The following is a 25,313-nucleotide window of genomic DNA, read 5'->3' as shown; positions in this document are numbered from 1 at the left end:
ATTCAGATGTGGATTCCGAAATAGATTCGCTGACCGATTCAGAGATAGATTCTGAGACGGATTCCGAAAGGGACTCACTTACGGAATCGGAAAGAGACTCAGAGACGGATTCGGAAATAGATTCACTTACTGATTCTGAAATTGATTCGCTGACTGACTCGGAGAGGGATTCTGAGACGGATTCGGAAAGAGACTCGCTCACTGACTCGGAGATAGACTCGCTAACTGATTCTGAAATTGACTCAGATGTAGATTCTGAAATTGATTCGCTCACTGACTCGGAGATGGACTCAGATACGGATTCTGAAATTGACTCACTTACTGACTCGGAAAGGGACTCAGAGACGGATTCGGAAATAGATTCACTTACTGACTCTGAGATAGATTCTGAGACAGATTCGGAAATCGATTCGCTCACTGACTCTGAGATAGATTCAGAGACGGATTCGGAAATTGATTCGCTGACTGACTCGGAGATAGACTCGCTAACTGATTCTGAAATTGACTCAGATGTAGATTCTGAAATAGATTCGCTGACTGACTCGGAGATGGACTCAGAAACTGATTCTGAAATCGACTCGCTGACCGATTCTGAAATTGATTCGCTCACTGACTCGGAAATTGACTCAGAAACTGATTCGGAAATCGATTCGCTCACTGACTCTGAGATAGATTCTGAGACGGATTCGGAAATCGACTCGCTGACTGATTCTGAAATTGACTCAGATGTAGATTCAGAAATTGACTCGCTGACCGATTCAGAGATAGATTCAGAGACTGACTCGGAAATTGACTCAGAAACCGATTCGGAAATCGATTCGCTCACTGACTCTGAGATAGATTCTGAGACGGATTCGGAAATCGACTCGCTGACTGATTCTGAAATTGACTCAGATGTAGATTCAGAAATTGACTCGCTGACCGATTCAGAGATAGATTCTGAGACGGATTCGGAAATTGACTCACTTACTGACTCGGAAATTGATTCGCTCACTGACTCGGAGATAGACTCAGATGTAGATTCTGAAATCGACTCGCTGACCGACTCTGAAATTGACTCAGATGTGGATTCTGAAATCGATTCAGATGTAGATTCAGAGATTGACTCGCTGACCGACTCTGAGATAGATTCTGAGACGGATTCTGAAAGAGACTCGCTGACCGATTCAGAGATAGATTCTGAGACGGATTCGGAAACCGATTCGCTAACTGACTCGGAGATAGACTCGCTGACTGATTCTGAAAGGGACTCAGATACGGATTCAGAAATAGATTCGCTAACTGACTCGGAGAGGGATTCAGATGTAGATTCTGAAAGAGACTCGCTGACTGACTCGGAAATTGATTCAGATACGGATTCTGAGATAGATTCGCTTACCGACTCGGAAATTGATTCAGATACGGATTCCGAAATCGACTCACTGACTGATTCTGAGATGGATTCAGATACGGATTCTGAAATCGACTCGCTGACTGACTCTGAGATGGATTCAGATGTAGATTCAGAAATTGATTCGCTGACTGACTCAGAGATAGACTCGCTGACTGATTCTGAAAGGGACTCAGATACGGATTCTGAAATCGACTCGCTGACCGACTCGGAGATGGACTCAGAAACTGATTCGGAAAGAGACTCGGAGATGGATTCAGAGACGGATTCCGAAATAGATTCGCTGACCGATTCAGAGATAGATTCTGAGACTGATTCTGAAACGGATTCGCTAACTGATTCTGATACCGATTCAACTACTGACTCACGAACCGATTCTGACAGCGATTCAACTACCGACTCACGAACCGATTCTGACAGCGATTCAACTACCGACTCACGCACTGACTCAGAAATAGAGGTTGAAATTGAATTGGAAAGTGACTCTGAATTTGACACAGACTCAGAAACAGATTCTGCAACTGACTCAGAAATAGAGTTTGAAATCGAATCTGAAAGCGACTCTGAATTTGAAATAGATTCTGAAACAGATTCAGTAATCGACTCCGAAATAGAGTTTGAAATTGAATTGGAAAGTGACTCAGATTCAGATACTGACTCAGATTTTGATACAGACTCAGACTGCGATACGGACTGGCTGGTTGAATCCGATGGGATTGAATCTTGATTTATTCCATTTACAAAATATCCACCAATCGCTGTCCCTGCATCATTCGCGACTACATATGGTGCTGTGTTTGAATTATAACGACCATATTTTAAATTAGAGGCATCTTCATAAACCGATGTTGCAACACTTGATGCTGCTACCAGTTTAATTTTTAACGTTGATAAATCCGATGTTGAGCCAGAATAAGCTGTAGTAAAGGTAATTGTATGGGTCGTAATCCCTTTTGACTTACTAGTTGAAATATATTCAGTCCCTTGAGAAGTTGATCCAACATATGGATTAGATTTTGAAGTTGTTGAACTGCCATCAATTAAAACATTTGTTGGACTTCCCAAGTTCGAGTCCTGAGTGGTATCTATGTATATCCCCGTATAAGCGCCATTGGTCTTCCAATAAGTTGAAGTTAAAACCGCTGTAGGGTCATACACAACTGTCCATGAAATCGTCCCCTTTACAGAATCATATATTGCTGAAATACTTGTGATTGTATTAAGAAGTTTACTGGAGTCACCACCTGACCAATAATACTGTGTTCCTCCATCTGTAAAATCACTAATAGTAAATCCTGTCTGTGTAGAATTGATAGTAGTACTCAACGAAACAGTAAGAATATTATCAGATTTATCTTTTAGCAACTCTGTCCCTAAGGCAAGAGAGTTTGTTTGTAATGATGACACTATGGTCTCAATCTCTGCTTGTGTCGCTGTTGCACTTCCTAACAACTGCTTAGCCATAACGATATCTGATTGTAGTGCAGCGAGAGCAGCAGCTAAGTCGCTATCCGATGTCGTCGCTAGTTGAGATTCTGCAATTTTGATCAGAATTTCTCCTTCTGATACTACTTGTTCCAAGACTTGTTGCGGAGTCTCTTCTGATGTTGTTGATTCTGATGTCGAACTCTCGGATAACTCTGATGTTGTTGATGAAGACTGACTATTTTCTGAAGCAATTGTCAACTCACTTAGCACACTAGACTCACTTGAAGAAGTAGATTCACTAAATGAAATTGACTCGCTTTCTGATATTGATTCACTTGTCGAAGTTGATACGCTATTAGATTCCGAATCACTTGTAGATTCTGAATTACTGATTGACTCTGAACTACTTGTTGACTCAGATTCACTTACTGATTGTGAAGAAGCAGCTGATTCCGTGCCCACATCACTCATGTCAACAGTATCTTCATTTGCCAGTACCGATGTAGTTATCTCAGAGGCAATTACCGTATCTTCGGCAAGAACTTGCTCTGCAGTAAGTCCTCCACCGACCACAGCACTTGCAGCTACCAATCCACGCAACAACTTTGTAGCAGATTCTTGTCGATTTGTAGAAGTTAATTTTATTTTTGGACTTTCAGAAGCGCTACGTTTCCCCAAATGAATAAAACCAATCTGTGACATCACTGTTCTTACCCAATGCTTCCCAGACTTGTGCATTTTTACTCGGCTTTTACGCGAGACTTCGGTATAATCATTTCTTTTCTGACTAGACATTTGTTATTCCCCCAATAACATTCTATAACCAATCACATCAATATATTAACAAGCTTTATTTAACATAAATATTTTGACATTAAGATTTTAGTTTAAATTCTAACTAAAATAATATACTTTGTCAATTAAAATTTGTAAAATATGAACATTTTGCGCTATTTGTCTAAAAAATATTTTTATCTCATTTACAAAAAACTATTATTTTTTAACATTTTTATCTTTGTTATTTATATATTTACATATTAGTATACCTTATTTCGTAACCGACTAAGTAAAGGCAATTTTCAAAAAAAGTGTCAGAACAAAAAGAACAGTTCCGACACCTAAATCGATAATATTCGCTTATTCAATCATGACTTTCACTTTATCTCCCCCCTCTGGCTGCTTTACCCTTAGTTGAGTAAAACTCTTTAACCAAATAGTAAACGGTAAAAATTAGTAAAGAAAATCCCTTGTATACACGAGGGATTTCATTATTTATATTAAAAATGACAGTTATGTACTTTGTCTCTGTCTTATTTTTTCAAAGCTTAATGCAATTTCTATCCAGGGATTAGAAAATTCCACTATCATAGTAAGGCTTCTCGAATTGCTTTGACCATTTCTGCAGACTGGTTCCAAGCAAAATTTTGGTGATAAGAGTAATCATCAAAAATTGAAGCTTGAATATGTTCAAAACTGAAAACCGGCTTATCTTGATCTTTGACCACCTTCAACATATCATTCAGTTTACTTCCATGGTTAATATCTAAATAAATATCACAGTCTTTTAGAATATCTTCTACAACAAAACCAATCGCTTTCGGATAAAGAACTACATTCTCTTTTTCTTCTAACTTTAGTAAACGAGGCGCCATGTTTGTAAAAGCGATAATATGGAAGGTTACCTCAGGTAATGATTTTGTCAAGTAATCAATCTGCTCTAATAAGTGAGTGTTGGTTACAACAACTGCTGTTATCTCTTGCCTTTTAACTTGAGATTCAAGTACCCATTTCTGGATAATCGTATGCCACTCCATCAAATGATATTGCCACCAAACATGTCGCAGACGCCCAGGAGAATGAGTATTCCATGGTTTGTCTGCTGTGAGATAATGCAAAATTTTAGGTAGCGGTTCTAACGGAATTTTAAAGACTTCATGATGTCCCTCCCGAACAGCTAAAAGATCAAATCCAATTTGAAAGTTATAGGTATCCTCTATGTAAAGGCACTGATCGCCCAACTCTCGATTCAAAATCGTTTGGTCTCCCAATGGCACCTTTTGATGGTCACGATTAGTTACCTCTACCAGACGACCACAGATATTTTCTTCTTTCCAACGCTTATTATTGATCAGCAACACACCCGCATTAAAACCTTCATGATAGCCAAATGCTGCAGCTACAACTCCCATGTAGGCATTGGATAAATCTAGTTCAAATAATTCCGATACATCTGCCGTTACGACTGTGTCAGTATCCAGATATAATACTACATCTTCAGCTACGTAATGTGGAATAAAATAACGAGCATAGGTCATAAAGTTTATATGCGCTGTCGTTGTCCAATTAGAATTTAGAGGAATATCGTATAATTTTACGTCTTGCAACTGACTTCCTGTCCGTAAAATCCACTCGCGATGCTGTTTGAACCACTCACGTGGAATATCCTGATTGAAGAGATATATTTTCAAACCTGTATTGTTATAACAAAGAGATTTAAGTACAGCTTCGATGGGTCTAATTTGTCCATAATCTCCTGCAATGACAACAGCCTTACTCGTTTTTGGGAAGACACTTCGTTTCAACATTAATATTTACTCTCCTTCAAAAAAGCACATTTTATCAACACCTAAGCTGAATGATATATAAACTTATAGTTTATGAAGAAACTTTATTATTCTCACAAGAAGAATAGTGTTAGAGGAAGCAAGAGGACCTCAACAGAAAATTATTTCCTTAAACTTTTTAGAATATCATCATCTTACAAATACTATATGGATGATGTTTATACATTGATAAAATTTGTTTCTTACCTTTATTTTATCATAAATGAAAGAAAAATATTAGAGAATTTTTAAAGATTCTATTTGTACGATTTAAAATATAACTAAATAGAAGCTAAGGTTGTAGGCCTCAGCTTCTATTTCTCCACTATTAAAAAATCGCATCCAGCAATGATGTGCTTCCACCGCCACCGTCACCACCTGCACCGACAATATGATTGCCAATGACCTGAGCAAAGGTTTCAATGTTCAAGCTCTGTACATAGATTTCTCCATAACCTGTAAAGGTATTAACGATTCCTTCACCTGTACCGATAGATTGGAGGAAACCATTTTCCATATGGATATTGTAGTCCAAATCACAACTCCAAGCAACCACATGAGCATTGTCAATGGTGATACTTCCACCATCTAAAGTTAGCTTCTTAATAGAACCAAACGCATTCGCCAAAAGTGTGCCATGCCCCTCTGTAGTCATCACAAAGAGTCCACCCTGACCACCAAAGAAAGCTTTCCCAACACTCTGGCGTTCCATTTTATATTGAGCAGAACCATCTAGGGCAAGGAAGGCACCATCATTTAGTCGATATTGCTCTGCACCAAGTTCCAAGGCAATAACCTGACCTGGCGTTGAAGGCGCAAGTGCAATCTTTCCATCGTCACTATTGGAAATGGCTTGCGTGATAAACATAGATTCGCCTGATACCATTGACCGACCGATGGCCCCCATCAATTTACCAAAACCTGAACCACCACGCGCATTGAGCTTGGTATTCAAGGTCACACTCGGCGTATGGTAGACCATGCTCCCTTGTTGAATATAAGCTGATTCACCAGCTTCCAAGGCGATTTCCACCAAAGGAAACTGCATATTACTATCGATAGTATATTTCATCCGATTGTCTGACATAGTTGACTCCTATTTTTTACGAAAGGTCCTGTTAACCACAGGATAGCCATAATAAACTTAGAACAAGCTAAAATAAACCAAGTATCATTTATCTCTCTTTTGTTCTGTTGTGATAATACAATTTTATCTCATTCAAAAAAACTTGTCAAGGATTTCTCGGCCATTCAGATAAAATTTACAGGAAAAACCGAACTTCCTGAGTATTCCTATATAACTTCTGTCATACGACCCGTATCCACATCATAAACCGCACCAGAAATTTCAACGTCGTTAGGTATGAGCGGAGATTGTTTCAAGAGAGCAATATCCTCCCGCACGCTTTCTTCAATGTCTGTAAAAGGAAGAAAGTCCTGACCAGCCACATCCACTCCCAGATCCCGCTTGAGTTGGACCGCAAAGTCCTCATTGGTAAAGGTCTGGGCACCGCAGTCTGTATGGTGGAGCACCACGATTTCCCTTGTGCCGAGCTGCTGCTGGGAAATGACTAGCGAGCGAATCATATCCTCCGTCACGCGCCCACCCGCATTCCGCAAAATGTGGGCATCACCCAGAGCCAAGCCCAAGGCCTGCGCCACGTGAAGCCGTGAGTCCATACAGGTCACGATAGCCACCTTGGTCTTTGGACGAAGAGGCAAATGGTAATCACCATGCAGGTCAACATAGGCCTTGTTGGCCTTCATAAAGTTTTGAAAATAAGACATAGGACCTCCTTGTCTGATGAGAATTTCTGAAATTTTCAGAAATAGGTTAGACCTAGCTTATCACATTCCCGACTATTTGTCGCAAAAAGAGGAGCGACTAACTGTCACTCCCGAATGGTTTCATCAGTTGAACACTTTCTGCAAGACTTCGCCAATGGTGGTCACGCCGATAACGGTGATTTCCTTGGGCACCTTGATACCGGTCAGAGAATTTTTGGGGGCATAGACCTTGGTAAAGCCCAATTTAGCGGCTTCGTTAATCCGTTGCTCAATCCGATTGACACGGCGGATTTCACCTGTCAAACCAATTTCGCCTATAAAGCACTCTTGTGGGTTGGTAGGCTTATCCTTGTAACTGGAGGCAAGGGCAACTGCGACCGCTAGGTCAATAGCTGGCTCATCCAGTTTGACACCGCCTGCTGACTTGAGGTAGGCATCTTGGTTTTGGAGGAGCAGGCCTGCCCGTTTTTCCAAAACCGCCATAATCAAGCTGGCACGGTTGAAGTCCAAGCCTGTCGTGGTCCGCTTGGCATTGCCAAACATGGTCGGCGTCACCAGGGCCTGCACTTCGGCAAGGATAGGACGGGTACCCTCCATGGTCACGACAATAGCAGAGCCTGTCGCCCCGTCCAGCCGTTCTTCCAGAAAGACTTCACTAGGGTTGAGGACTTCGACCAAACCCTGCGACTGCATTTCAAAAATACCGATTTCGTTGGTGGAGCCAAAGCGGTTTTTGACCGCCCGCAAGATACGGAAGGTGTGCTGTCGCTCGCCCTCAAAATAGAGAACGGTGTCCACCATGTGCTCCAGGGTCCGCGGTCCAGCCAGGGTGCCTTCCTTGGTCATGTGGCCGACGATAAAGGTTGCGATGTTGTTGGTCTTGGCAATCTGCATAAGTTCATTGGTTACTTCACGGACCTGACTGACAGAACCTTGCACGCTAGAAATGTCAGGGCTCATAATGGTCTGGATAGAGTCGATAATCAGGAAAGCTGGTTTGATCTTCTCAATCTCGGTCCGAATGCTCTGCATATTGGTCTCCGCATAGAGATAGAACTCGCTATCGATGTCGCCCAAACGTTCCGCCCTCAACTTAATCTGCTGAGCAGACTCTTCCCCCGACACATAGAGGACGGTGCCAATGGTCGAAAGCTGGGTAGAAACCTGCAAGAGTAGGGTGGATTTGCCAATCCCTGGATCGCCTCCAATCAGGACTAGACTGCCTGGGACCACACCGCCACCGAGGACACGGTTGAACTCTTCCATATTAGTCTTGGTGCGAGCCACTTGAATAGAGGAAACTTCGTTGAGCTTCATGGGACGGGACTTCTCACCTGTCAGACTGACCCGCTCGTTCTTGACTTCGGCGACTTCCACTTCCTCGACAAAGCTAGACCAGGAGCCACAGTTTGGACAACGGCCCAGATACTTGGGTGAGTGGTACTCGCAGGATTGACAGACAAAGGTTGTTTTTTTCTTAGCGATGATGATTTCCTCCTATAGAGTGTATTCTAGGATTTCGCAGTAGGCTATGGTTTCTTTGGGAACAAACTGGCGTATCAGCATACCGTGACAGACGATAACGATTCGGTCATAGGCTTTGTATTTTTCAAGGGCCTGTAAAAATCGCTCTTTCATCTCCGCAGCAGTCTCATAACGAACAGGAGAAGACTCAGGCACCGCTCCGCTATTTTCCAAAAATAATCGATGAGCTAAGATAGCCTCATCTTGACTGGCATTTTGTCCCAGTAGGTCTGGTCGCCACTCATGAAAAAAGGGCTCGACCAGAAGAGGTAGTTGCTGGGCATGAGCAATGTACGTTGCAGTCTCCAAGGCCCGCGTGACGCTTGAAGCGATAACCGCCTGAGCCTGAGCAAAAACAGAACTGCTGGCAACTTTCTGGGCCAAAGCCCTTCCCTTTTCAGTCAGGGGAGCCAGATCCCGTCCAAAACCTGCGTACAGCCGAGGATTTTCATGCTGGTCAAACATACTATAGTCAGGCTCGGAATGCCGCACAAAGAGAATCTGCATAGTAGTCTATTTCCCTGTCGAGCCAAATCCGCCCGTCCGAACGCCATCGGCCTGGTCGCCGTCAGCCAAGAGGAAGGGGGCAAAAACAGCCTGCACAATCCGCTCGCCTGCTTCCACCACGACGGTTTCCTCTGTGATGTTTCGCATCTGAGCAAAGATATGACCTTCATTGGCTGGATTGCCGTAGTAGTCGCCGTCGATAACCCCGACCGAGTTAATTAGGACCAAGCCCTTCTTGCGAGGGTTAGACGAACGGTCGTAGAGATAGAGGACCTCGTTGGCCTGCATATAGGCCTTGACACCCGTTGGCACCAGCTTAATCTCACCTGGCTCTAAGCTGACGGTTTCTGCAGCCTTCAGGTCGTAACCTGCTGCGTGGGCTGTCTCACGTTTTGGCAATAAATTTTCATCAGTAAACTGGCTGACCAGTTCGAATCCACGGATTTTCATATTTTTCCTTTCGAATGCTTATTTTGAGGATAAATCTTCTAGTAATTTTTCAAAATCAGAATTTATCTTTTGGGTCTTATTAAAAATTGCATATTCTGACCGAGCTTTCTCCTTGGCTGACTGCCTTGTAATTTGACCATACCCCTCTAAAAGTTCATAATCTTGAAAGGCTAAAAATCGGTCAATACTATCTGCCAAATCTTGCATGGTCTGAGTTTTTCCTTGCTCAATTTGTCGCTCCAGATAGTCAAAGTAGCCCGAAATACTACGTTCCAGCGAACGAATTTCCTTTTCGTTCAGATAATTTTTAGCAACAAGAGCATCCGATTGCAAAATACGTCCGTCAGGAGAGTGCTTCCAGGTTACCAACCCCATGTTCGCTTTGGTGTGGTCTGCCTTTTCATAAATAATTTCTGCAGCTGTTTTACCTGTAATCGCATAATGAAATTTATTTTGCACATGAGCATAAAATTGCTTAGTCATCAAGCTATTAGCGTCATAATCAATCGCAATCTCTGCAAAAATATCTGTGATTTGTAACCAAATTCGTCGTTCACTAGCACGGATAGAACGAACTCGTTCTAAGAGCTCACGGAAATAATCTTTTTCCAACAGGTTTTCGCCTTGCTTCAAACGCTCATCATCCATGGCAAAACCTTTAATCATGTATTCTCGAAGCACAGTTGTTGCCCACTGCCTAAACTTAGTAGCCTTTTGAGAATTGACACGATAACCGACGGAAATGATGGCATCGAGATTGTAATAATCAACCTGCCTGATGACCTCGCGAGTCCCCTCGATTTGAACTGTTTCCATTTTGGAAATAGTTGCTCCCTCATCCAACTCACCTTCTTCAAAAATATTTTTCAAATGTTTGCTGATAGCTGGTACACCAACATCAAATAATCTTGCCATTTCCTTTTGACTGGCCCAAATCGTCTCGTCACTGACAATAACACTAGCCTTTTCTTGGTCATTTTCTGCTCGGTAAATTAAAAATTGTAATTCCTTCATATTTGCCTCTTTAATTATTTAGGGCTCACTCCCCACTACAAATTCATTCGCATTTTTCGTCACAAATGCAAAAAGTGTTGTTAAGGGAAAGGCGTACTCGTCATCAAAGCGGGCTGCACGTAGCCACAAGTCTTGGTCAACCTTACGGAGATAGACACTGCGAGGGAAGGCGAATTCTTCTTCCAACTGAGGCGATAGCAGGCAAATGGCTCCGTCTGGTGATTTTCCTTGGGACAGAATATTATCTTGACTAACTTCCTGTTTCAACAAGGCCAGCCGAAGATAAACTCCCAGATGAGCTGGTGGTAATTGATAACCAATCTCCACGGCTCTCTCCTCTATCTGAGGAGCAGTTGCTTCCCGATCAAATCCCATATCAGCTAGACTGACAATCTCAACTAAACACTTCTGTTTCTCCACCACTTCTTGATAAGTTGGATGAGCTAGGTAGGTCTTGAAATAGGCATTTACCAAAATCCCCTTGTCATCTAAGTAGGCAAGGATTTCTTCTTTTTTTAGGGGAAATAATTCAACTCGAACGCTCAGTCTTTTCATAGGTCTATTATACACTAATTCATCAAAGGCTGCGATTTTCAGCAAAAAAACACCTGACCTACAGGTGCTACAAATATAAACTAGCTCAAGCAGTTCAAACCTCTTCCGAGCCAAAAATCTCCCAATACTTCTCGACTTCTTGCTCCAACTGTTCAACCATCTCTAGCAAGTCTGCGGCTCGGAGAATGGTAAGCCCCTTGTCCACCATCTCTCTATCCTGTTGAAAGATGCCCATACGGACATTGGCCATGCCTACATAATCAATCCGCATACTTTCCTGAGCCATGGCATAAACTCTCTCCATAACAGGATGACACAAGCCATACTTTTCTTTTCTCAACAAGACAGTTGATAGGTTATAGAGAAAAGTCAAATGACTAACATGAATGTCTCTGAAATTCTTATATTTGTCCAAGGAAAGCAAAATTTTATCTACAAAATTTTCCAAATGGACTACAGGAATAATCGGAAGAATAAGACTTAGCTTACGAAAATCAGCCAGATACCAAGTATCTGACTTTTCTAGCTCTTGCCAGAGTTCCTGAGCTAGCTGCTTTGTTTGTTGCCCATCTCCTACCTGAAGGATAGATAGCAACAAACGTAATTGTTTTTCTATCCGCTGAACCCGTATATCTTCATGCTTCTTCAAATACTGCTCTACTTGGTACAAAAAATCCCGACAGTTTGATTCAGAAAAAAATAGTCCTCTCAGATTTTCAAAGCGATGGATGATAGAAGAACGCTCCGAAGGCTGATAGGCATGGCAGATATAGTCAAACTCTGCAAAGGTCATATCCAGCTGACGAAGAATATGGGAAAAGTGAGCAATGGTCGGGTACTCTTTGTTGTTTTCAATTTTTGATAGGGTCGTCCGTGACAAGGCATCTCCACAAACTTCCTGCTGGCTAAGCCCTTTGGACTTACGAATTTCTTTTAAGACTGTCCCAAAATCCCATTTCATACAAGACCTCCAAAAAATGTGAGAAATGTTTACGTTTTCATCTTTTGCATGTATTCTATGATACCATAATAGTAAAGAAAAACAAACAAAATAATAGGAGGCACTCTTATGAAAAATTGGAAAAACTATCTCTTGCTTTTAACTTACCTAGCAATCCTCATAGTGCCACACCTCCTAGGCGGTGGCTGGTGGGACTGGCCGTTACCAATTATCAACAAATAAATAAGATACCACCATCTCACCACTCTGGAAAGGAGGAAAATGACTGGAAACTAAGGAAAATTATCATGAAAAAGTTTGCTAAATTAGGTTTTGCCTTGGGAATTGCTTGTAGTTTAATGGTATCCACAGTCGCCTTTGCAGATTTTGTCGATGGTGGTGAATGGCATTATGGAGTTGGATGGACAGGAACCTACGGGTATTCCAACTACCATCATCCAACACGTTCTCATACCGCTACTGTAAAAAATGGGCAACATGAAAACCGTCAACGCCAAGGCGCAGGTATTTGGGCAAAAGCATCTATTACCAAAATCCCACCAACTGGCATGGAATATTTCTATGGTTTTTGATATGCACTGAAATTAGTTTTCCACAGACCATGAAATTAAGAGAAAAACGATTACCATGCTCAGAAATGTTTGATAGTAGGGTAATCGGGAACAACTGTTACTCATCAATTGCTAAATGACTGATAGTCAAATTCAAAAAGATAGTTAGTTTCCGACCAGCTCTATTGGTGTGCTGGTCGGAAAATGTTTACAAGGAGGTGTTTAGATGAAAAGGCTAAACCATTTCTGTATGATTCTACTTCTGTGTTGTGTCAGTTTTATCGTTGTAAATCTACACTATACAAAGGAAATCAATCGTATACGTGAATTAGGAACGACTGACTATTCATTTCAATTTTATTTACGCGATAGTGCCGTTCCTTCACAGGATTTACTGCATTTTTTTGAAAAAATTGCTGATAAATACGACGTTTCAATTGTCAAAACAGATAGCAACACCGAGGTAATAAAAGCAGGTGTTTTTTCTCATGAGACATTTCCTTATAAAGATTTTGGAATCCAGCAACTTACTTTTAACGAAGACGGAAGTGGATCTTATACAAATATACAATCCTCCGACAAACTAGGGCATATCCCAACATTTTTGCAGGCCAAGACGATACGGCTCATCACTTTAAAAAACTATTTTCAAGATACATCCCATACACTAAATGGTCAGTATACCGTCACATCAACAAAATCCATAAACGACACTGAAATCGTACAGGAATTAAGTCATTTTTTCAATATTGATTCTTCTACACTATTGACTCCAACCTTTGAAACAGCAGTAGAATTAATAAACAGAGACTTGCTACTAGTAGCACTCATCTGCTGTATCGCATTTTTACTCCTTTCATTAACTTCTGTTTACCAACCAATTTTAGATATCAAACATATCGGCGTTGAAAAAATACTTGGATACAGTAACTTAGAGATTTTCTATCGCTATGTAAAACAAAATATACTAATCATGGGAATCGGTAGTATCATTCTAAATAGTTTACCGTTTCTGTTTTTTGACTACATGCCTCAAGGTTTTACAGCTATGATGCTGTTAGCGCATTTTATCCTCCTTCAAGTCTATCTACTCATCAACATTTTAGTCATCACAATTATCCAACGCATTAACGCCGCATCTATCATAAAAGGATTTGTTTCCTTCAAAACAGGATTCTATATCAATAATTTCTTCAAATGCTGTCTCACACTTCTTATCACTATATTGATGATTGGTGTCGGAAATAGCATTTATGAGGAACACCAAGAATTGAACTATCAAGAACAATGGGAAAAACAGGGAGATTTCCTAACACTCGAAACCGTAAAATCAGGAAATCAACTCTGGCAAGATAGCCTGTCTGGTTCCGACAAAGCTCATCAATATTATTACTCCTTATATAAGAATTTGACAGAAAATCTTCCAACTTACTATATTCGTTCTAGTATCATAAACCCTGGCAATTTCTCACATCTTAAAGAATTTGAACATTCAACATTGGCTAATGACATCCCTGTTCTATACGCCAACAAAACCTATCTAGAAAGTATAGGATTTCCGATTCCACATACAAGTAAACAATTGACTGTACTCTTTCCAGCATCAATGAAAGAGAATGAAGAGTCTAACAAAAATCTAGCAAAATTGATTGGTTTTCTGTCACTGAAATATGAAGAACAAGTGGCAAAAACAGTCAGCGAGGTAGATGTTGAATACATTTATTATGACGGCGACTGGACATTCTTCCCATACAATGAAACCTTATCCAACAATTTCACTAATCCAATGATTAGCCTGGTCAATGACAATGATATGTCGTGGGAAGATAAAGCACATCTATCAAATACTGGACTAAGTAGCCCAATCAAAATTGCAAATTCCCCTCAACATCAACAAAAAATCGAACAAATTCTTCAGAAATTACCTGATGATAGCTATTTCAAGTTCTCGTCAATAAAATCTATTCAACAAGGACGTGTAGATAGTTTCCGAGACGCTAGTCGTAACTTCGTCACCCTGTTTGCGATTATCTGCTTACTGAGCATTGTTGTTTCCTATTTTATTGTAAAAAGTATGTTTCTTTGGAGAAAATCTCATATCATCACTATGAAATTTTTAGGATGGTCACTTTTTGACCGCTACAAACCTATTCTAATCGGACTAACTCTACTATATTTGCTACCTCTTCCAGTTATTTTGATAGCTGGTAAGTCACTATTTCCTCTTGCACTTTTTTTACTATTTGCCATTGCTGATGGGGGTATTTTCCTATTTACATCACTGCGCATGGAGCAAAAAAATCTTGTACAATACTTGAAAGGAGAGAACCTATGATTCATTTAGAACATATCTTTAAAAAGATTGGTCAAAAACATATCCTACATGATTTTTCCCTCAACATTGAACAAGGTGAACTAGTCGCAATTGTTGGAAAAAGTGGTAGCGGAAAAACAACATTACTAAACATCATTGGCTTGCTTGACGGTGAATACGAAGGAAATTACCTCCTATTTGGTCATTCAAACGTACCTGTAAACACTAGGACATCTCAAAAAATAATTCGGGAACAAATTTCCTATCTATTCCAAAATTTTGCTCTAATTGAGAACGAAAGCGTCGAGTATAATCTCCTGATGGCATTAAAATATACCAGATTATCAAAAAAGGAAAAGGAAGAGTCCATAAAAAATATACTAGAAAAAATCGGACTAGCAAACACGCTAAAACAAAAAATTTCCGAGCTGTCTGGAGGAGAACAACAGCGAATTGCTATCGCTCGTGCTCTACTCAAACCAAGCAATCTTATCTTGGCAGATGAGCCAACGGGATCATTAGATCAGGAAAATAGGGACTTAATCCTGCAATTTCTCATAGAAATGAATAATAGTGGAAAAACAGTAATTATCGTCACACACGATCCATATATTGCCGATAAGTGTCAGCGGATTGTTCGTTTATGATTTAGATAGTTTCTACACCCTTTGCGAATAAGCTTTCCGCTAAGAACCTACATTCACAAGTGAGGTACTTCCACACCCAGAAGCAGGTCGTCTATGGCCTGACCCGAATACGGCATTGACTCTGCCGAGGTTATCATATTCAAGAACAATTTAGATACAACAAGAAAAGGTCTGAAAACCAGCTCATCTGGTTTTCAGACCTTTTCTATCTTCCCTATTCAAACACAAACTGGTTGTGGTAGAGTTCGGCGTAGAAGCCATTGAGTTTAAGGAGCTGGCTGTGGTTGCCTTGCTCGATAACTTTTCCGTCTTTGAGGACGATGATTTCATCCGCAAGTCTGGATCTATTTCTCTGGTATAACCCAAAACAGATAGTAAGTAATAAAGACTGTCAGCAAGCCAAGTCCAATTTTGACAAATAATACAGGAGCCAACCAAATGGAAATCCCCATGAGGATGTAGATTTGCCAGATAATTTGTTTTTTCCGTTTACGGGAAATGGCTTTGGTTTCAGCATAATCCGCTACGTAAAATTGATAAATTTTTGTATTGCGTAGCCATTTTTCAAAATTTTTAGAGCTTCTAGCAAAACAAAATCCAGCCAAAAGTAAAAGAGGCGTTGTTGGAATTATAGGTAGAACAATCCCAATCATGCCAATAGCAAGACTAACAAAACCAGCTACTAGATAAACAATTTTTTTCATAATACTATTATACCACAGCCCAGACAGCAGTCCAAGATTAAGATTAACCTATACCCACAATTTATATGCTGTTCTTATATTCCGCAAAAATAGTACTGGAAATCAAATAAACATCCCCCAATGAACGAGTTAACGCAACATATAGCTTATTTCGTACTTCATTGGATAGAGTATCCCAATTTGATAGAGTGCTGGTTGGTTTGGTTAGTATTATGCAAGTTTTAGGATAGGTATCACCTTTTGAGTAAGACCAATTAATAAAATTACTAACACCTGGGCACTTAAACCTATTGTCCCAAACCAATTTGGGAATATTAGAGTTCATTAATATAGGTGTAGCATCAGAAATATTATCTAGCCACTTAATTTCTCCGTTACTATCAGATGAAGATTCGATTGGAATACCTAAATGATTATTGATAAAGCTACAAACTTTCGGAGCTACCCTACGACTTTTTACTAGAGTAGTTGTGTCAATTATGACTTTTTTAGGTAATTTTTGGGACAAATCATCAACAGAAGACATTATAGAAAATGGAAGGTCTGAGCCGTTACCGTCTCTTCGTATATTAGCAACCAAGCTTTGAAATATATCACCTACAGCAACAACATTGGTTTCAGGTGACTTCATAAGATATTCTATAAGCTTAAAATCCCAGCCGTTATAATCTTGAAACTCATCTATGTAAATCGTATCACAAAAATATTTCAATCTATTAAGTGCATTCTTTTTAAAATCACGATTCTGTTTCATAAAAAACTTACTTAACCTTGTTACATAGAATTTATCATTTAATAAAAAGTGATTAGGATTATCTAGCTTAAAATAGTTACCATAATCACGAGAGTTTGTTGAAGGTTTAATATTTACCTCAACCCCTCTACTTTTTATACCTGGAAAATTAGCCACAGGTTCAAAAGGTCGAACTAATTGATTATAAACAAATGAATCAAATGTCGAAATTCGAATATTTTCTGGAATCATCCCATCAAAACGCTTCAATAATTCCTTACGAATATTCTCAACATTTCGATGAGTGAATGTAATAAGGTATACTCGTTCTTTATCAGAAAAATCGTTTGCAATAAAATACGTTTTTCCAGCACCTGCGGACGCCAATACTACTCTTTTATCCATTGAACCACCTCAATTAAATATTCCGGAAGAGAGAGTGAGCTAATCTCACTTTCAATAAGTAGAGCATTTTCTGTTTTATTTTTCAACATATGCGCACACGCTTTGGCCATTGTTTTACCATCATATTCTGCCTTCGTCTGTTTATTCTTATATTTTCCATCAAAAAACTCCGTGTTTTTATTATAAAAAGCGACTTCGAGTGTCCAATTATCACAATTACTGTCAGAAAAAATACTAAATAAATCCGTATTGTTATACTGTTCATCTTTACCGTCATTATCGGTAATTACTGCAACTTTCTTATTTAATGACTCTGCAATTTTGCGATATCTTTCATAGGAAATGCTACCCATCGAAATTATTTCAATACCATCCGCTTCAAGTCTACTACCTACAACTTTCTCGTAGATAGCTGGGAGGACGATATATTCTGCAGCCCCCTCAACTAAAATTACTTTTTCAGCCAATATAAACCTTAAAACATCCAAGTTGTCAATTTTTGAAAAATACATTGATGTATCACTATCTAATTTTTCTAGCTTTTTTATTTCTTTATCTGACAACCATATTACATTTTTTAAATCAAGTCTACTTACCACCAGAGAGCTGTGAGATACAATAATCACTTGCTCGGCAGTTCTCTGTTTTAGTAAATTAATTAATTTTCTCGTATTGGTAAAGCTTAGGTGGTTCTCAGGTTCATCGATAAAAATAACATCAAATATTCCATTCGATAGAGATACTTCTGTTTTTATTAGGTTTTCCTTACCTTTTCCCATATCTTGAATCGAAACATTATTTTCATAAATATCAATTAATTTAAGAATATCCGTCTTGCTGGAATCAAATCCAATGTGTTTCTCGCTATCAATTTCCAATTCTGTTTTCTGGTTAGTAATAAAACTTTGAAGACTTTGCTTAAATTTAGAGGCTATCTGTCGATGTGTTACCGAATCTACTTTAGCATTATAAAGACTCCGTGCATACCCACCAAATAAGTCATATTTTTGAGTAGAATTATCTAAAAAAATGATATTACCTGAAAGTAGTTGACGCTTATAACTTTTCCCTTGGAATGTGGTCCATGAAGAGCGATAATATTCGATCGGAACTACATTATTCTGAGCAAACTCAGAAAAATTAACATCGTTCAAAAAGTCCATATCGAGACTATATTCGAACTTAATACCACAACGACATTCATTGTTTTTAGGGTTATCGTAGTGCAATCCAGAAAATTCTGATGCCTTCAAAGAGTTTCCAAAATCTAAAAATACTTCAATATCAATTCTTGGAAGTGTATCTTTGCTAGGGTTATCGAAAAAGTCCTGAACTTCTTCTTTGTTTAGATATCTATCAAATGATGAATCTGAACGATTAAAAATAGATTGATTCAAGACTATATCTAAAGCTACCAAAAGACTGGATTTCCCGCTTTCATTTTCTCCTACTATCACTGAAACATCATCATTAAATTCCACATTCAATTCTTTAAATTTTTTAAAACCTTTAATTCTAATTTCTTTGATTTTCATTGCAGTACATCTTTCATATTTTTTTCTATAACACTATTGTAACACACCTTAATATTCTATGTTATATTCTGTAAAACTGAATCGAATATTAAAGTCCTGTTGGAAAGGGAGATTTAAACCTTTAAATTTTTAGTAGTTAACACCAAATGGTCTATATAAGATTTTGTTCGTCGGTATTCTGAAGAAATAAGAAAATAAATCGAGGTGAAGTTTGGGGGCAAAAAATATTACAAAGCATTGTGAATGTTTTAGAAATTAAAGATAAGTAATAATCCTAGCAATAAATAGATTTATGAGGAAATGTTCGGATTTCACAAGTTAACAACATAGTAACGAAAAAATATTGTAAAAATACAGTAAAATCAGCACATTCTATGAGATATTATGGTAGAATAGGTAGTAGATGGTTAACTTTTAGTTTTAACTTTTTTAACTGTTTTTGAATTTTTGAGAACTTGAGGGTTGCATGAACGATTAAAATCTGATATACTATTACAGTTGTTACTTAAAAATCGAATCCTTCAGAATCTTGAAAATTTTCTGAAAACATTCATTTTATCAACAATAAAAAACCATTCCAAAAGAGGAATAGTTCTTTACATTTAAGAAGGCAACTGACTATTGGGAGTAGTCAGACTGATTGCTTATTTCAAAACTCATACGGGAATTACTCATTCTGTAAAACCGTGGGTATTTGAATGTTTTACTAATTACCGCGGCGATGGAATCGTCGCGGTTTTTTCTTGCTCTTGCGAGAAGTGGACGAAGCCCCTAGGGCTTCATTGTTGCTTTGTTCTACTAGAAACACCATTCGACATTTCAAGTAAACAAGGATAGCGACCAACGCCACATTGACCATAAACACAATAACCGTAAAAAGATTTGGGTTGATGAACACTGTGGCTGAGCTATACATCAGATTCTCAAGTGTTGAATCAAGCACTGGCTGAATAACACCTTCAGAAACTTGAATCATTCCTGTTTTCTCTAATCTTGGCATGGGCAGTCACCTCCTTTCTTTTAGGATAAAAAACTAAAAGAAATAAGCGACTCAGTAAGACCTTCTTAAATTATAAAACACCCACAAAACAACCCAACCACAAACACTAAACCGTTCTTTATGATAGCGTTAATAGAAAAGATAGATGGTTTCCAGAAAACTGGAATATCTATGGTTCTGTCACCTTATCTGAACGATTTGTTTTTTGTTTTATCGTTGAATTATTTTGAAGGTGTTTTTTCCGTCCAGTCTAAATTAGTTTTTGGGTCTCCCCAACTTTTTCGATACTATTTTAATAAAAAGAATAAGATTTGTCAAGGGCTAGATGCTAAAATGATATCCTCTGCTACAATAGTAAAGCAAGGAGGAAAATGTGAAGAAAATCATCAAGCAATATCAAGAAAAAGGCTCTGTCGTTATCGGCTACGCCCGTGTTAGTTCAACAGACAACCGCCAAGAGTTGGGACTGGAAGTTCAAAAAGAAGCTCTAAACTTTTGCGACAAGTTCTATGTCGAAAAAGAATCAGGCGGCAATCAAGACCGCCCACAACTTCAAAAAGCTCTCAAGCTCGCTAAAGAATGTGCCAAAAGTGGCATAGAGACCAATTTTGTGGTCTATAAACTAGACCGACTAACTCGGAAAATGCTTCATCTTTCTGCTATCATTGAAGACCTAACAAAATACAACATTCGTCTTCAATCCATTCATGAACAAATTGAAACAGATTCTCTGACAGGTAAATTTTTCTGTCTTATGCTAGGCTATGTAGCAGAATGGGAGCTTCAAGCTATTTCAGACCGCACCAAAGACGGTCTGCGTAAAGCCAGGGAGCGTGGTGTGAAGTTGGGTAATAAAGGCATATCAAAATCCAAAGAAAAGCAAGTTATTATAAGTTATCTGGAAGAAGGAATGACCGTTCGAGACATTGCCAGCCAGTTCCAGATTTCCACTGCTACCATTTATAGTGTCCTGAGGCGCAACAATATCCGAACGAACCGCAAATATTAACCTAAAAATTGTTGACAAAAACTAGAAAAAATAGTAAAGTAAACTCGTAAAAATGTTTTAGCAGACGGTCGTTTGTTAAAACAATCAAAGTTATCAATAAAAAATATTAGAAATGCTGATTTGACGGGGTTTTTGAAGCCTTGCCAAGTCGGCATTTTTTGATTTTTCATTGTTTTAGTTGACGACCGTTCACTAAAACACACTCAAACCCTATTGTAGCAGGGATTTTGATGAAAAAAATGGAGGGATTTTATGGAAAAGATAATAATTGCTTGTATAATAGGTATTTTTATCTATTGTATCCGCAATTTCTTCATAGGGCAACGCCGAGATGAGCTACTCAATCAAGGAGCTATCGAATCGCGAGATAAATTATTTCTATCTCAAGAGCATTGCTTCTTTTCAAGCAAAATTAGTTCTGTTCAAGAAATACTATCCGTATTGGATACGAGTAGTCTCAAAGATAACCATATCCAATTGATAAAAACAACAGATGACGGTGATGCTGTTTTCAAAATAACGAATAATATCATTGTCAAGGAAAGCTATGTTCTCGCTCTTTTAGCGTCTGAAATTAGAAATGAAGAAAAAGCGTATGTGCTCGTTATCACCAACACATATAATTGTGATAAGAGTATTATAGAAAATCCTTACAATGTCTTATTGACTCAAGTCGAGCGAGCTATCAAAAAACTTGATAGCAATGCAACAGTTGAACGTCGCGTCATCCAATACCATACAACAAAATAAAATTATTTAGGAGATTAAAAATGAATGCAGAAACACTTTATGTAATCCTCGTTATCGGATTGATTATTGGTGCCTATATTTTGAAACATATTTTGATGAAGGGTGTATATCATTTAGAAGACTCATATAAAAATAAACGCAACCAAGCTAAACAAAATTCAACAAACAGTGATAAACGTGAGAAATTATAATTTCTTTGGAAAATTATATATTGAAGTTCTTCAATTTAAATAACACAATGTTAGTTAGAAAGGTCATTATGAAAAAGATTCAAAAAATACTCGCAAGTATCATTGCTTTCTATGTATTACTTCTCACCCTAAGTTGCAATACTGTATTCGCAGAACCTACGCCACTATCACTTTACGAAGATAACAATATACGATTTGCGCCACTAGCTACAGGTGCAGAGAATCCAGAAAATCGCTATGGCATAATCGGAAACAGAGACCGCAAGTACGATGATGACGTTCGCGCATTCTTGCTTAAAGGGGTTGTGGGTTCTACTGTTAAAGACCTCGTAATTTATCTGAAACCTGGGGAGTCTTTCACAATCGACTCTCCCACCATACCTGGAAGAACTATAAATTCCGTTATGCACGATTCAGTTCGCGGAAACCAGTTTGTCACAGTAGATGATAAAATCCCCCTCCCACTTACTATCTCTTATGATGATCTGGTTGAGAGAGGTCCTTTCAATAATGATGAACAAATAGTGTCCTTCAGTGACCGATACATTCTCAGAGGAGAAAACGACCCTCGTTTCGAAGACCCATTTATTCATTTAGATGGTTACTATGTATTAGACTATGATGGCTCAAAATTTAATACAGATTTCGCATTAAGAGTGTTTGACAGTTTCAGCTGGGGGTATGCTGGTGGTGCTCAAAGCGTTCCATTCAATATGTATGTTCTAGAGGGCGAGGTCTTACCGCTACCAGAGAGTTTATATGGACAAACGCTTACTGGTATCGCTTTTGTGCGTAGTAAATATGCATATGCAGTTACGGACGTATACACAAATAATATTGTATATGGCGATATTCACAATCAATATGATGACGCCATACTATTTATGTTTTATTCTGAAGGTTCATCAAACTTTGATTTATCATCTAACGGACAATCTTGGGAAGCTTTAGATTTTAACAAAGTTCCAGGTGTCCAAGAAAAATTAGACGAAATAGAAGCTGATAAAATTGCTTCCGAGACAGAGGAGTCAACTTCTGCTGAGGAATCTGAAGATACCCAATATATTGACGAAGAGTCAACCGAAACCAAATCAAATTCTGTCAATGGAATGGTAGTGGTTGTTGGAATTTTAATTGTACTATCTGCTATTTCTTTTATAACATTTTCCAACAAAAGGAATAAATAACTAATGTCCCGTATATATGGGACATTTTGCTTCTCCGAGATAGTTGCTTTAACTTCTATACGAAGTTTATAAACCTAGTACTATACCTACTTGCCTAGAAATTTTTCTAGTTTTCTTATTCCTATCGCTATTCGCTTCAAGTGAGATTTAGCAGGCAGAGCGTCGCCGTTTCAGGGGCGTTTCGTCAGGCGACTTATTATCTATTCAGGGTTATTTTAGGGCGGACAAGCTACTTTGCTACCATATATAAGTTCCCTATAAACTTCAATAATGGACGGGCGAGATGAATCTAAAATACGAAGGAAAACTAACCATTACCATCCCCGAAATCAAGCAAGTTCAATATTAAATTTCCATACTGTATCAAAAAAATGTCTATTAATGTCTGAATAACTACCTTTGATAATTAATTCTCCGTATCGCCATTTCCTGCCCATATAACGTCTGTTTTAGCGTTAAAATATTCTTTAGACTCTGATTCTGAAGCTCACTTCCAGACTGTAAATATTACATCGAAATAGACTGGACTTCCTTAATAAAGAGAGTTATCATTGTTCAGTAATAATAGATAACAGATAAGGAAATTATGAACGACTACAAAGCTAAACAAGAATTAATAATACTTAGCGAAGAAATCCGCCAACATACACTTTGGGGCTTAATACCAGAAATAACAAAGTGGGATTGTACCGAACTTGGAGCCTATTTGCCAGTCATAAGTTTGCCAGCGTTTATTTCTAGCCTAACTGTAAAAAATGGTGTTATGAGCTACGCTGTAACAAGTTTCGAGCAATTTACCAAACATACTGAACTATACGAAATTAACGCCACACTTTGGGAATTTATGGTAAAACTTCAAGCGGTTATAGACAGCAAAACAGAAAAAGAGTTTTGTAGAAACCTGCTTGAAATTTTGCATACGGAAGTTTATTTTACCAAAGAATGGGATGATTAGAAATGCCTCAGCTGAATAAGCTGGGGTATTTTTACGATAATCGATACCCCCCTAATTCTTCCACACTTCCTGCCTTCTCCACCTTCTCAACTGGCGCAAGGTAAAAATCAATCGGTAGGTCAGTGTGTTGCTCGACAAAAAGCTTGGATAATTCTTCAAAGAAATTATCATCGGTTTCAATACCTAAAATATCAAGCAACTTCAAACCAACCGTTGTAAAGGTATAACTTTTGTAAGCAACATCAAAAGGCTCAGAATTTGTTGTAAATATCAAAACTAAATTGTCATTTTGAAAACCTGCTGGCTCTACTTCGACAGATACAGAGTTATCAACTCTTGCCCCAATATTGATAAGCCCAAATTCCTCCATCAAAAGAAACTCCGCATTGCCAATCCCGAATTTTTGATAAAGTTGAATCTCCTCAGTAGCCACTGGGGCGTAGAGATAATATTCCTCATCTTCGTCAATAATCACTAATTTTGCCAAGGTCTTGAAAACAGAAATCTCTTTGCTGGTCATCTGCTCAACCGTTGTCCAAAATTTAGGCGGAAGTATCTCACTAATCATTAACTCATCAAAATCATCTCCCCAAGCCAGAAGAGTCGGATGGCTTTTGATGTCGGAAACTTTCGTTGCTTTATAACTCACACTCTTGTTATGCTGACAAGCTAAGGCATAGTAAAAACATTCCGCCAAGAACAAATATGGTCGGCGGTCTTTATTTTTAGCGTAAGATTGAAGCAAACCTTGGAAGATATCTTGGTTTAGGTTGGTTGAATCTTTAAGGAGTTGATAATTTTCTTCAACTATCTTCAAACTATCAAAATTACCATTACGGAAGTTTTGGTTTCGCAATCTGAGTTCAACATTTGCGAGATAAGTTTCGAAACCTTCATCGGAAATCAGCTGTTCAATCTCAAAATAAACATTTCGCCCTCGATTAACACCTGAAAAAACTTTCGAAGCTATATCGCTAGGGTAATTGTAATCCGTAAGTGTCATCAAAACAACCTTTGTCATCGTGGTTGGATTTTTCCAGCCCTGATTTTCTTTTTCCAGCAATTGAAGCAGATTTTGAAGTGTAAACATCTTATTCTCCTTTTTCGCAATG

24 protein-coding genes and 2 pseudogenes are annotated in these 25,313 nt (G+C 38.6%); 10 read left to right on the top strand and 16 right to left on the bottom strand.

Annotation, left to right across the window (positions count from 1 at the left end; translation table 11 throughout):
• Window positions 1–1,131 (bottom strand): annotated as a pseudogene (locus ODU46_RS06140) (DUF445 family protein); the annotation flags it as partial.
• A 2,156-nt stretch (window positions 1,132–3,287) separates the two neighbouring features.
• On the opposite strand from ODU46_RS06140, the gene ODU46_RS06135 reads away from it, so the two are divergent.
• Window positions 3,288–3,500, top strand: a complete 213-nt coding sequence (locus tag ODU46_RS06135) for a hypothetical protein (protein WP_328291149.1) — start codon at window positions 3,288–3,290, stop codon at window positions 3,498–3,500.
• Window positions 3,501–3,508: 8 nt separating this feature from the next.
• Here ODU46_RS06135 and ODU46_RS06130 read toward each other — a convergent pair.
• The 10 genes and pseudogenes from ODU46_RS06130 to ODU46_RS06085 form a co-directional block, all read right to left on the bottom strand.
• Window positions 3,509–3,613 (bottom strand): annotated as a pseudogene (locus ODU46_RS06130) (KxYKxGKxW signal peptide domain-containing protein); the annotation flags it as partial.
• A 569-nt stretch (window positions 3,614–4,182) separates the two neighbouring features.
• On the bottom strand, window positions 4,183–5,403 hold the full coding sequence (locus ODU46_RS06125) for a glycosyltransferase (RefSeq protein WP_105120286.1): 1,221 nt from the start codon (window positions 5,401–5,403) through the stop codon (window positions 4,183–4,185).
• A gap of 346 nt (window positions 5,404–5,749) precedes the next feature.
• Window positions 5,750–6,508, bottom strand: a complete 759-nt coding sequence (locus ODU46_RS06120) for a TIGR00266 family protein (protein ID WP_398579383.1) — start codon at window positions 6,506–6,508, stop codon at window positions 5,750–5,752.
• A gap of 206 nt (window positions 6,509–6,714) precedes the next feature.
• On the bottom strand, window positions 6,715–7,209 hold the full coding sequence (locus ODU46_RS06115; RefSeq protein WP_105120287.1) for a carbonic anhydrase: 495 nt from the start codon (window positions 7,207–7,209) through the stop codon (window positions 6,715–6,717).
• A 123-nt stretch (window positions 7,210–7,332) separates the two neighbouring features.
• Entirely contained in the window at window positions 7,333–8,700 is a 1,368-nt protein-coding gene (gene radA / locus ODU46_RS06110; RefSeq protein ID WP_395327475.1) for a DNA repair protein RadA, read from the bottom strand.
• A 6-nt stretch (window positions 8,701–8,706) separates the two neighbouring features.
• Window positions 8,707–9,240 (bottom strand): histidine phosphatase family protein, encoded by a 534-nt coding sequence (locus ODU46_RS06105; protein ID WP_114866927.1) that lies wholly within the window; start codon window positions 9,238–9,240, stop codon window positions 8,707–8,709.
• A gap of 6 nt (window positions 9,241–9,246) precedes the next feature.
• The gene (locus ODU46_RS06100) at window positions 9,247–9,690 is read right to left on the bottom strand and encodes a dUTP diphosphatase (protein WP_002939955.1); all 444 of its coding nucleotides are present in this window, start codon (window positions 9,688–9,690) and stop codon (window positions 9,247–9,249) included.
• A gap of 18 nt (window positions 9,691–9,708) precedes the next feature.
• Complete coding sequence (locus ODU46_RS06095) at window positions 9,709–10,704, bottom strand: virulence RhuM family protein (protein WP_105121277.1); 996 nt, start codon at window positions 10,702–10,704, stop codon at window positions 9,709–9,711.
• An 18-nt stretch (window positions 10,705–10,722) separates the two neighbouring features.
• Entirely contained in the window at window positions 10,723–11,259 is a 537-nt protein-coding gene (locus ODU46_RS06090; RefSeq protein WP_114866928.1) for a hypothetical protein, read from the bottom strand.
• Window positions 11,260–11,353: 94 nt separating this feature from the next.
• Complete coding sequence (locus tag ODU46_RS06085; RefSeq protein ID WP_024384174.1) at window positions 11,354–12,220, bottom strand: helix-turn-helix domain-containing protein; 867 nt, start codon at window positions 12,218–12,220, stop codon at window positions 11,354–11,356.
• A gap of 287 nt (window positions 12,221–12,507) precedes the next feature.
• Here ODU46_RS06085 and ODU46_RS06080 point away from each other — a divergent pair, with 287 nt between their 5' ends.
• The 4 genes from ODU46_RS06080 to ODU46_RS06065 all read left to right on the top strand — a co-directional run bounded on the left by ODU46_RS06080 (window position 12,508) and on the right by ODU46_RS06065 (window position 16,093).
• Complete coding sequence (locus ODU46_RS06080) at window positions 12,508–12,792, top strand: lactococcin 972 family bacteriocin (RefSeq protein WP_024384175.1); 285 nt, start codon at window positions 12,508–12,510, stop codon at window positions 12,790–12,792.
• A 205-nt stretch (window positions 12,793–12,997) separates the two neighbouring features.
• Window positions 12,998–15,106 (top strand): amino acid ABC transporter permease, encoded by a 2,109-nt coding sequence (locus ODU46_RS06075; protein ID WP_105119786.1) that lies wholly within the window; start codon window positions 12,998–13,000, stop codon window positions 15,104–15,106.
• Entirely contained in the window at window positions 15,103–15,732 is a 630-nt protein-coding gene (locus tag ODU46_RS06070; protein ID WP_014638747.1) for an ABC transporter ATP-binding protein, read from the top strand. Before ODU46_RS06075 ends, ODU46_RS06070 begins: the two co-directional genes overlap by 4 nt.
• A gap of 235 nt (window positions 15,733–15,967) precedes the next feature.
• On the top strand, window positions 15,968–16,093 hold the full coding sequence (locus tag ODU46_RS06065; protein ID WP_260619270.1) for a hypothetical protein: 126 nt from the start codon (window positions 15,968–15,970) through the stop codon (window positions 16,091–16,093).
• Here the strand turns inward: ODU46_RS06065 and ODU46_RS06060 are convergent.
• From ODU46_RS06060 to ODU46_RS06045, 4 genes are all read right to left on the bottom strand, one after another.
• The gene (locus tag ODU46_RS06060; protein WP_024384177.1) at window positions 16,077–16,436 is read right to left on the bottom strand and encodes a YbaN family protein; all 360 of its coding nucleotides are present in this window, start codon (window positions 16,434–16,436) and stop codon (window positions 16,077–16,079) included. The two genes, ODU46_RS06065 and ODU46_RS06060, sit on opposite strands and share 17 nt — an antisense overlap.
• A 61-nt stretch (window positions 16,437–16,497) precedes the next feature.
• Window positions 16,498–17,574, bottom strand: a complete 1,077-nt coding sequence (locus ODU46_RS06055; RefSeq protein WP_044761908.1) for a UvrD-helicase domain-containing protein — start codon at window positions 17,572–17,574, stop codon at window positions 16,498–16,500.
• The gene (locus ODU46_RS06050) at window positions 17,559–19,109 is read right to left on the bottom strand and encodes an ATP-dependent endonuclease (RefSeq protein ID WP_044761909.1); all 1,551 of its coding nucleotides are present in this window, start codon (window positions 19,107–19,109) and stop codon (window positions 17,559–17,561) included. The genes ODU46_RS06055 and ODU46_RS06050 overlap by 16 nt, the downstream gene beginning before the upstream one ends.
• 706 nt (window positions 19,110–19,815) lie before the next feature.
• Window positions 19,816–20,109, bottom strand: coding sequence for a hypothetical protein (locus ODU46_RS06045; protein WP_044761910.1), 294 nt, complete (start codon window positions 20,107–20,109; stop codon window positions 19,816–19,818).
• Window positions 20,110–20,482: 373 nt separating this feature from the next.
• On the opposite strand from ODU46_RS06045, the gene ODU46_RS06040 reads away from it, so the two are divergent.
• From ODU46_RS06040 to ODU46_RS06020, 5 genes are all read left to right on the top strand, one after another.
• Window positions 20,483–21,118, top strand: a complete 636-nt coding sequence (locus ODU46_RS06040; RefSeq protein ID WP_044761911.1) for a recombinase family protein — start codon at window positions 20,483–20,485, stop codon at window positions 21,116–21,118.
• Between the two features lie 252 nt (window positions 21,119–21,370).
• Window positions 21,371–21,868: a hypothetical protein gene (locus ODU46_RS06035; protein WP_044761913.1), complete on the top strand. Its 498-nt coding sequence runs from the start codon at window positions 21,371–21,373 to the stop codon at window positions 21,866–21,868.
• 20 nt (window positions 21,869–21,888) lie between these two features.
• Window positions 21,889–22,059 (top strand): hypothetical protein, encoded by a 171-nt coding sequence (locus ODU46_RS06030; protein WP_153309616.1) that lies wholly within the window; start codon window positions 21,889–21,891, stop codon window positions 22,057–22,059.
• A gap of 68 nt (window positions 22,060–22,127) precedes the next feature.
• Entirely contained in the window at window positions 22,128–23,246 is a 1,119-nt protein-coding gene (locus tag ODU46_RS06025) for a hypothetical protein (protein WP_398579382.1), read from the top strand.
• Window positions 23,247–23,832: 586 nt separating this feature from the next.
• The gene (locus ODU46_RS06020; RefSeq protein WP_044761917.1) at window positions 23,833–24,201 is read left to right on the top strand and encodes a hypothetical protein; all 369 of its coding nucleotides are present in this window, start codon (window positions 23,833–23,835) and stop codon (window positions 24,199–24,201) included.
• A gap of 31 nt (window positions 24,202–24,232) precedes the next feature.
• Here ODU46_RS06020 and ODU46_RS06015 read toward each other — a convergent pair whose 3' ends face one another.
• Window positions 24,233–25,291 (bottom strand): hypothetical protein, encoded by a 1,059-nt coding sequence (locus tag ODU46_RS06015; RefSeq protein ID WP_044761919.1) that lies wholly within the window; start codon window positions 25,289–25,291, stop codon window positions 24,233–24,235.
• Between the last annotated feature and the right edge of the window lie 22 nt (window positions 25,292–25,313).

Source organism: Streptococcus sp. 2020WUSS089 (assembly GCF_044427405.1).
In the GTDB taxonomy this organism is placed as follows: Bacteria; Bacillota; Bacilli; order Lactobacillales; family Streptococcaceae; genus Streptococcus; species Streptococcus hashimotonensis.
Note: the sequence above shows the minus strand (reverse complement) of the source record. Positions and strands in the feature narration are given on the sequence as shown.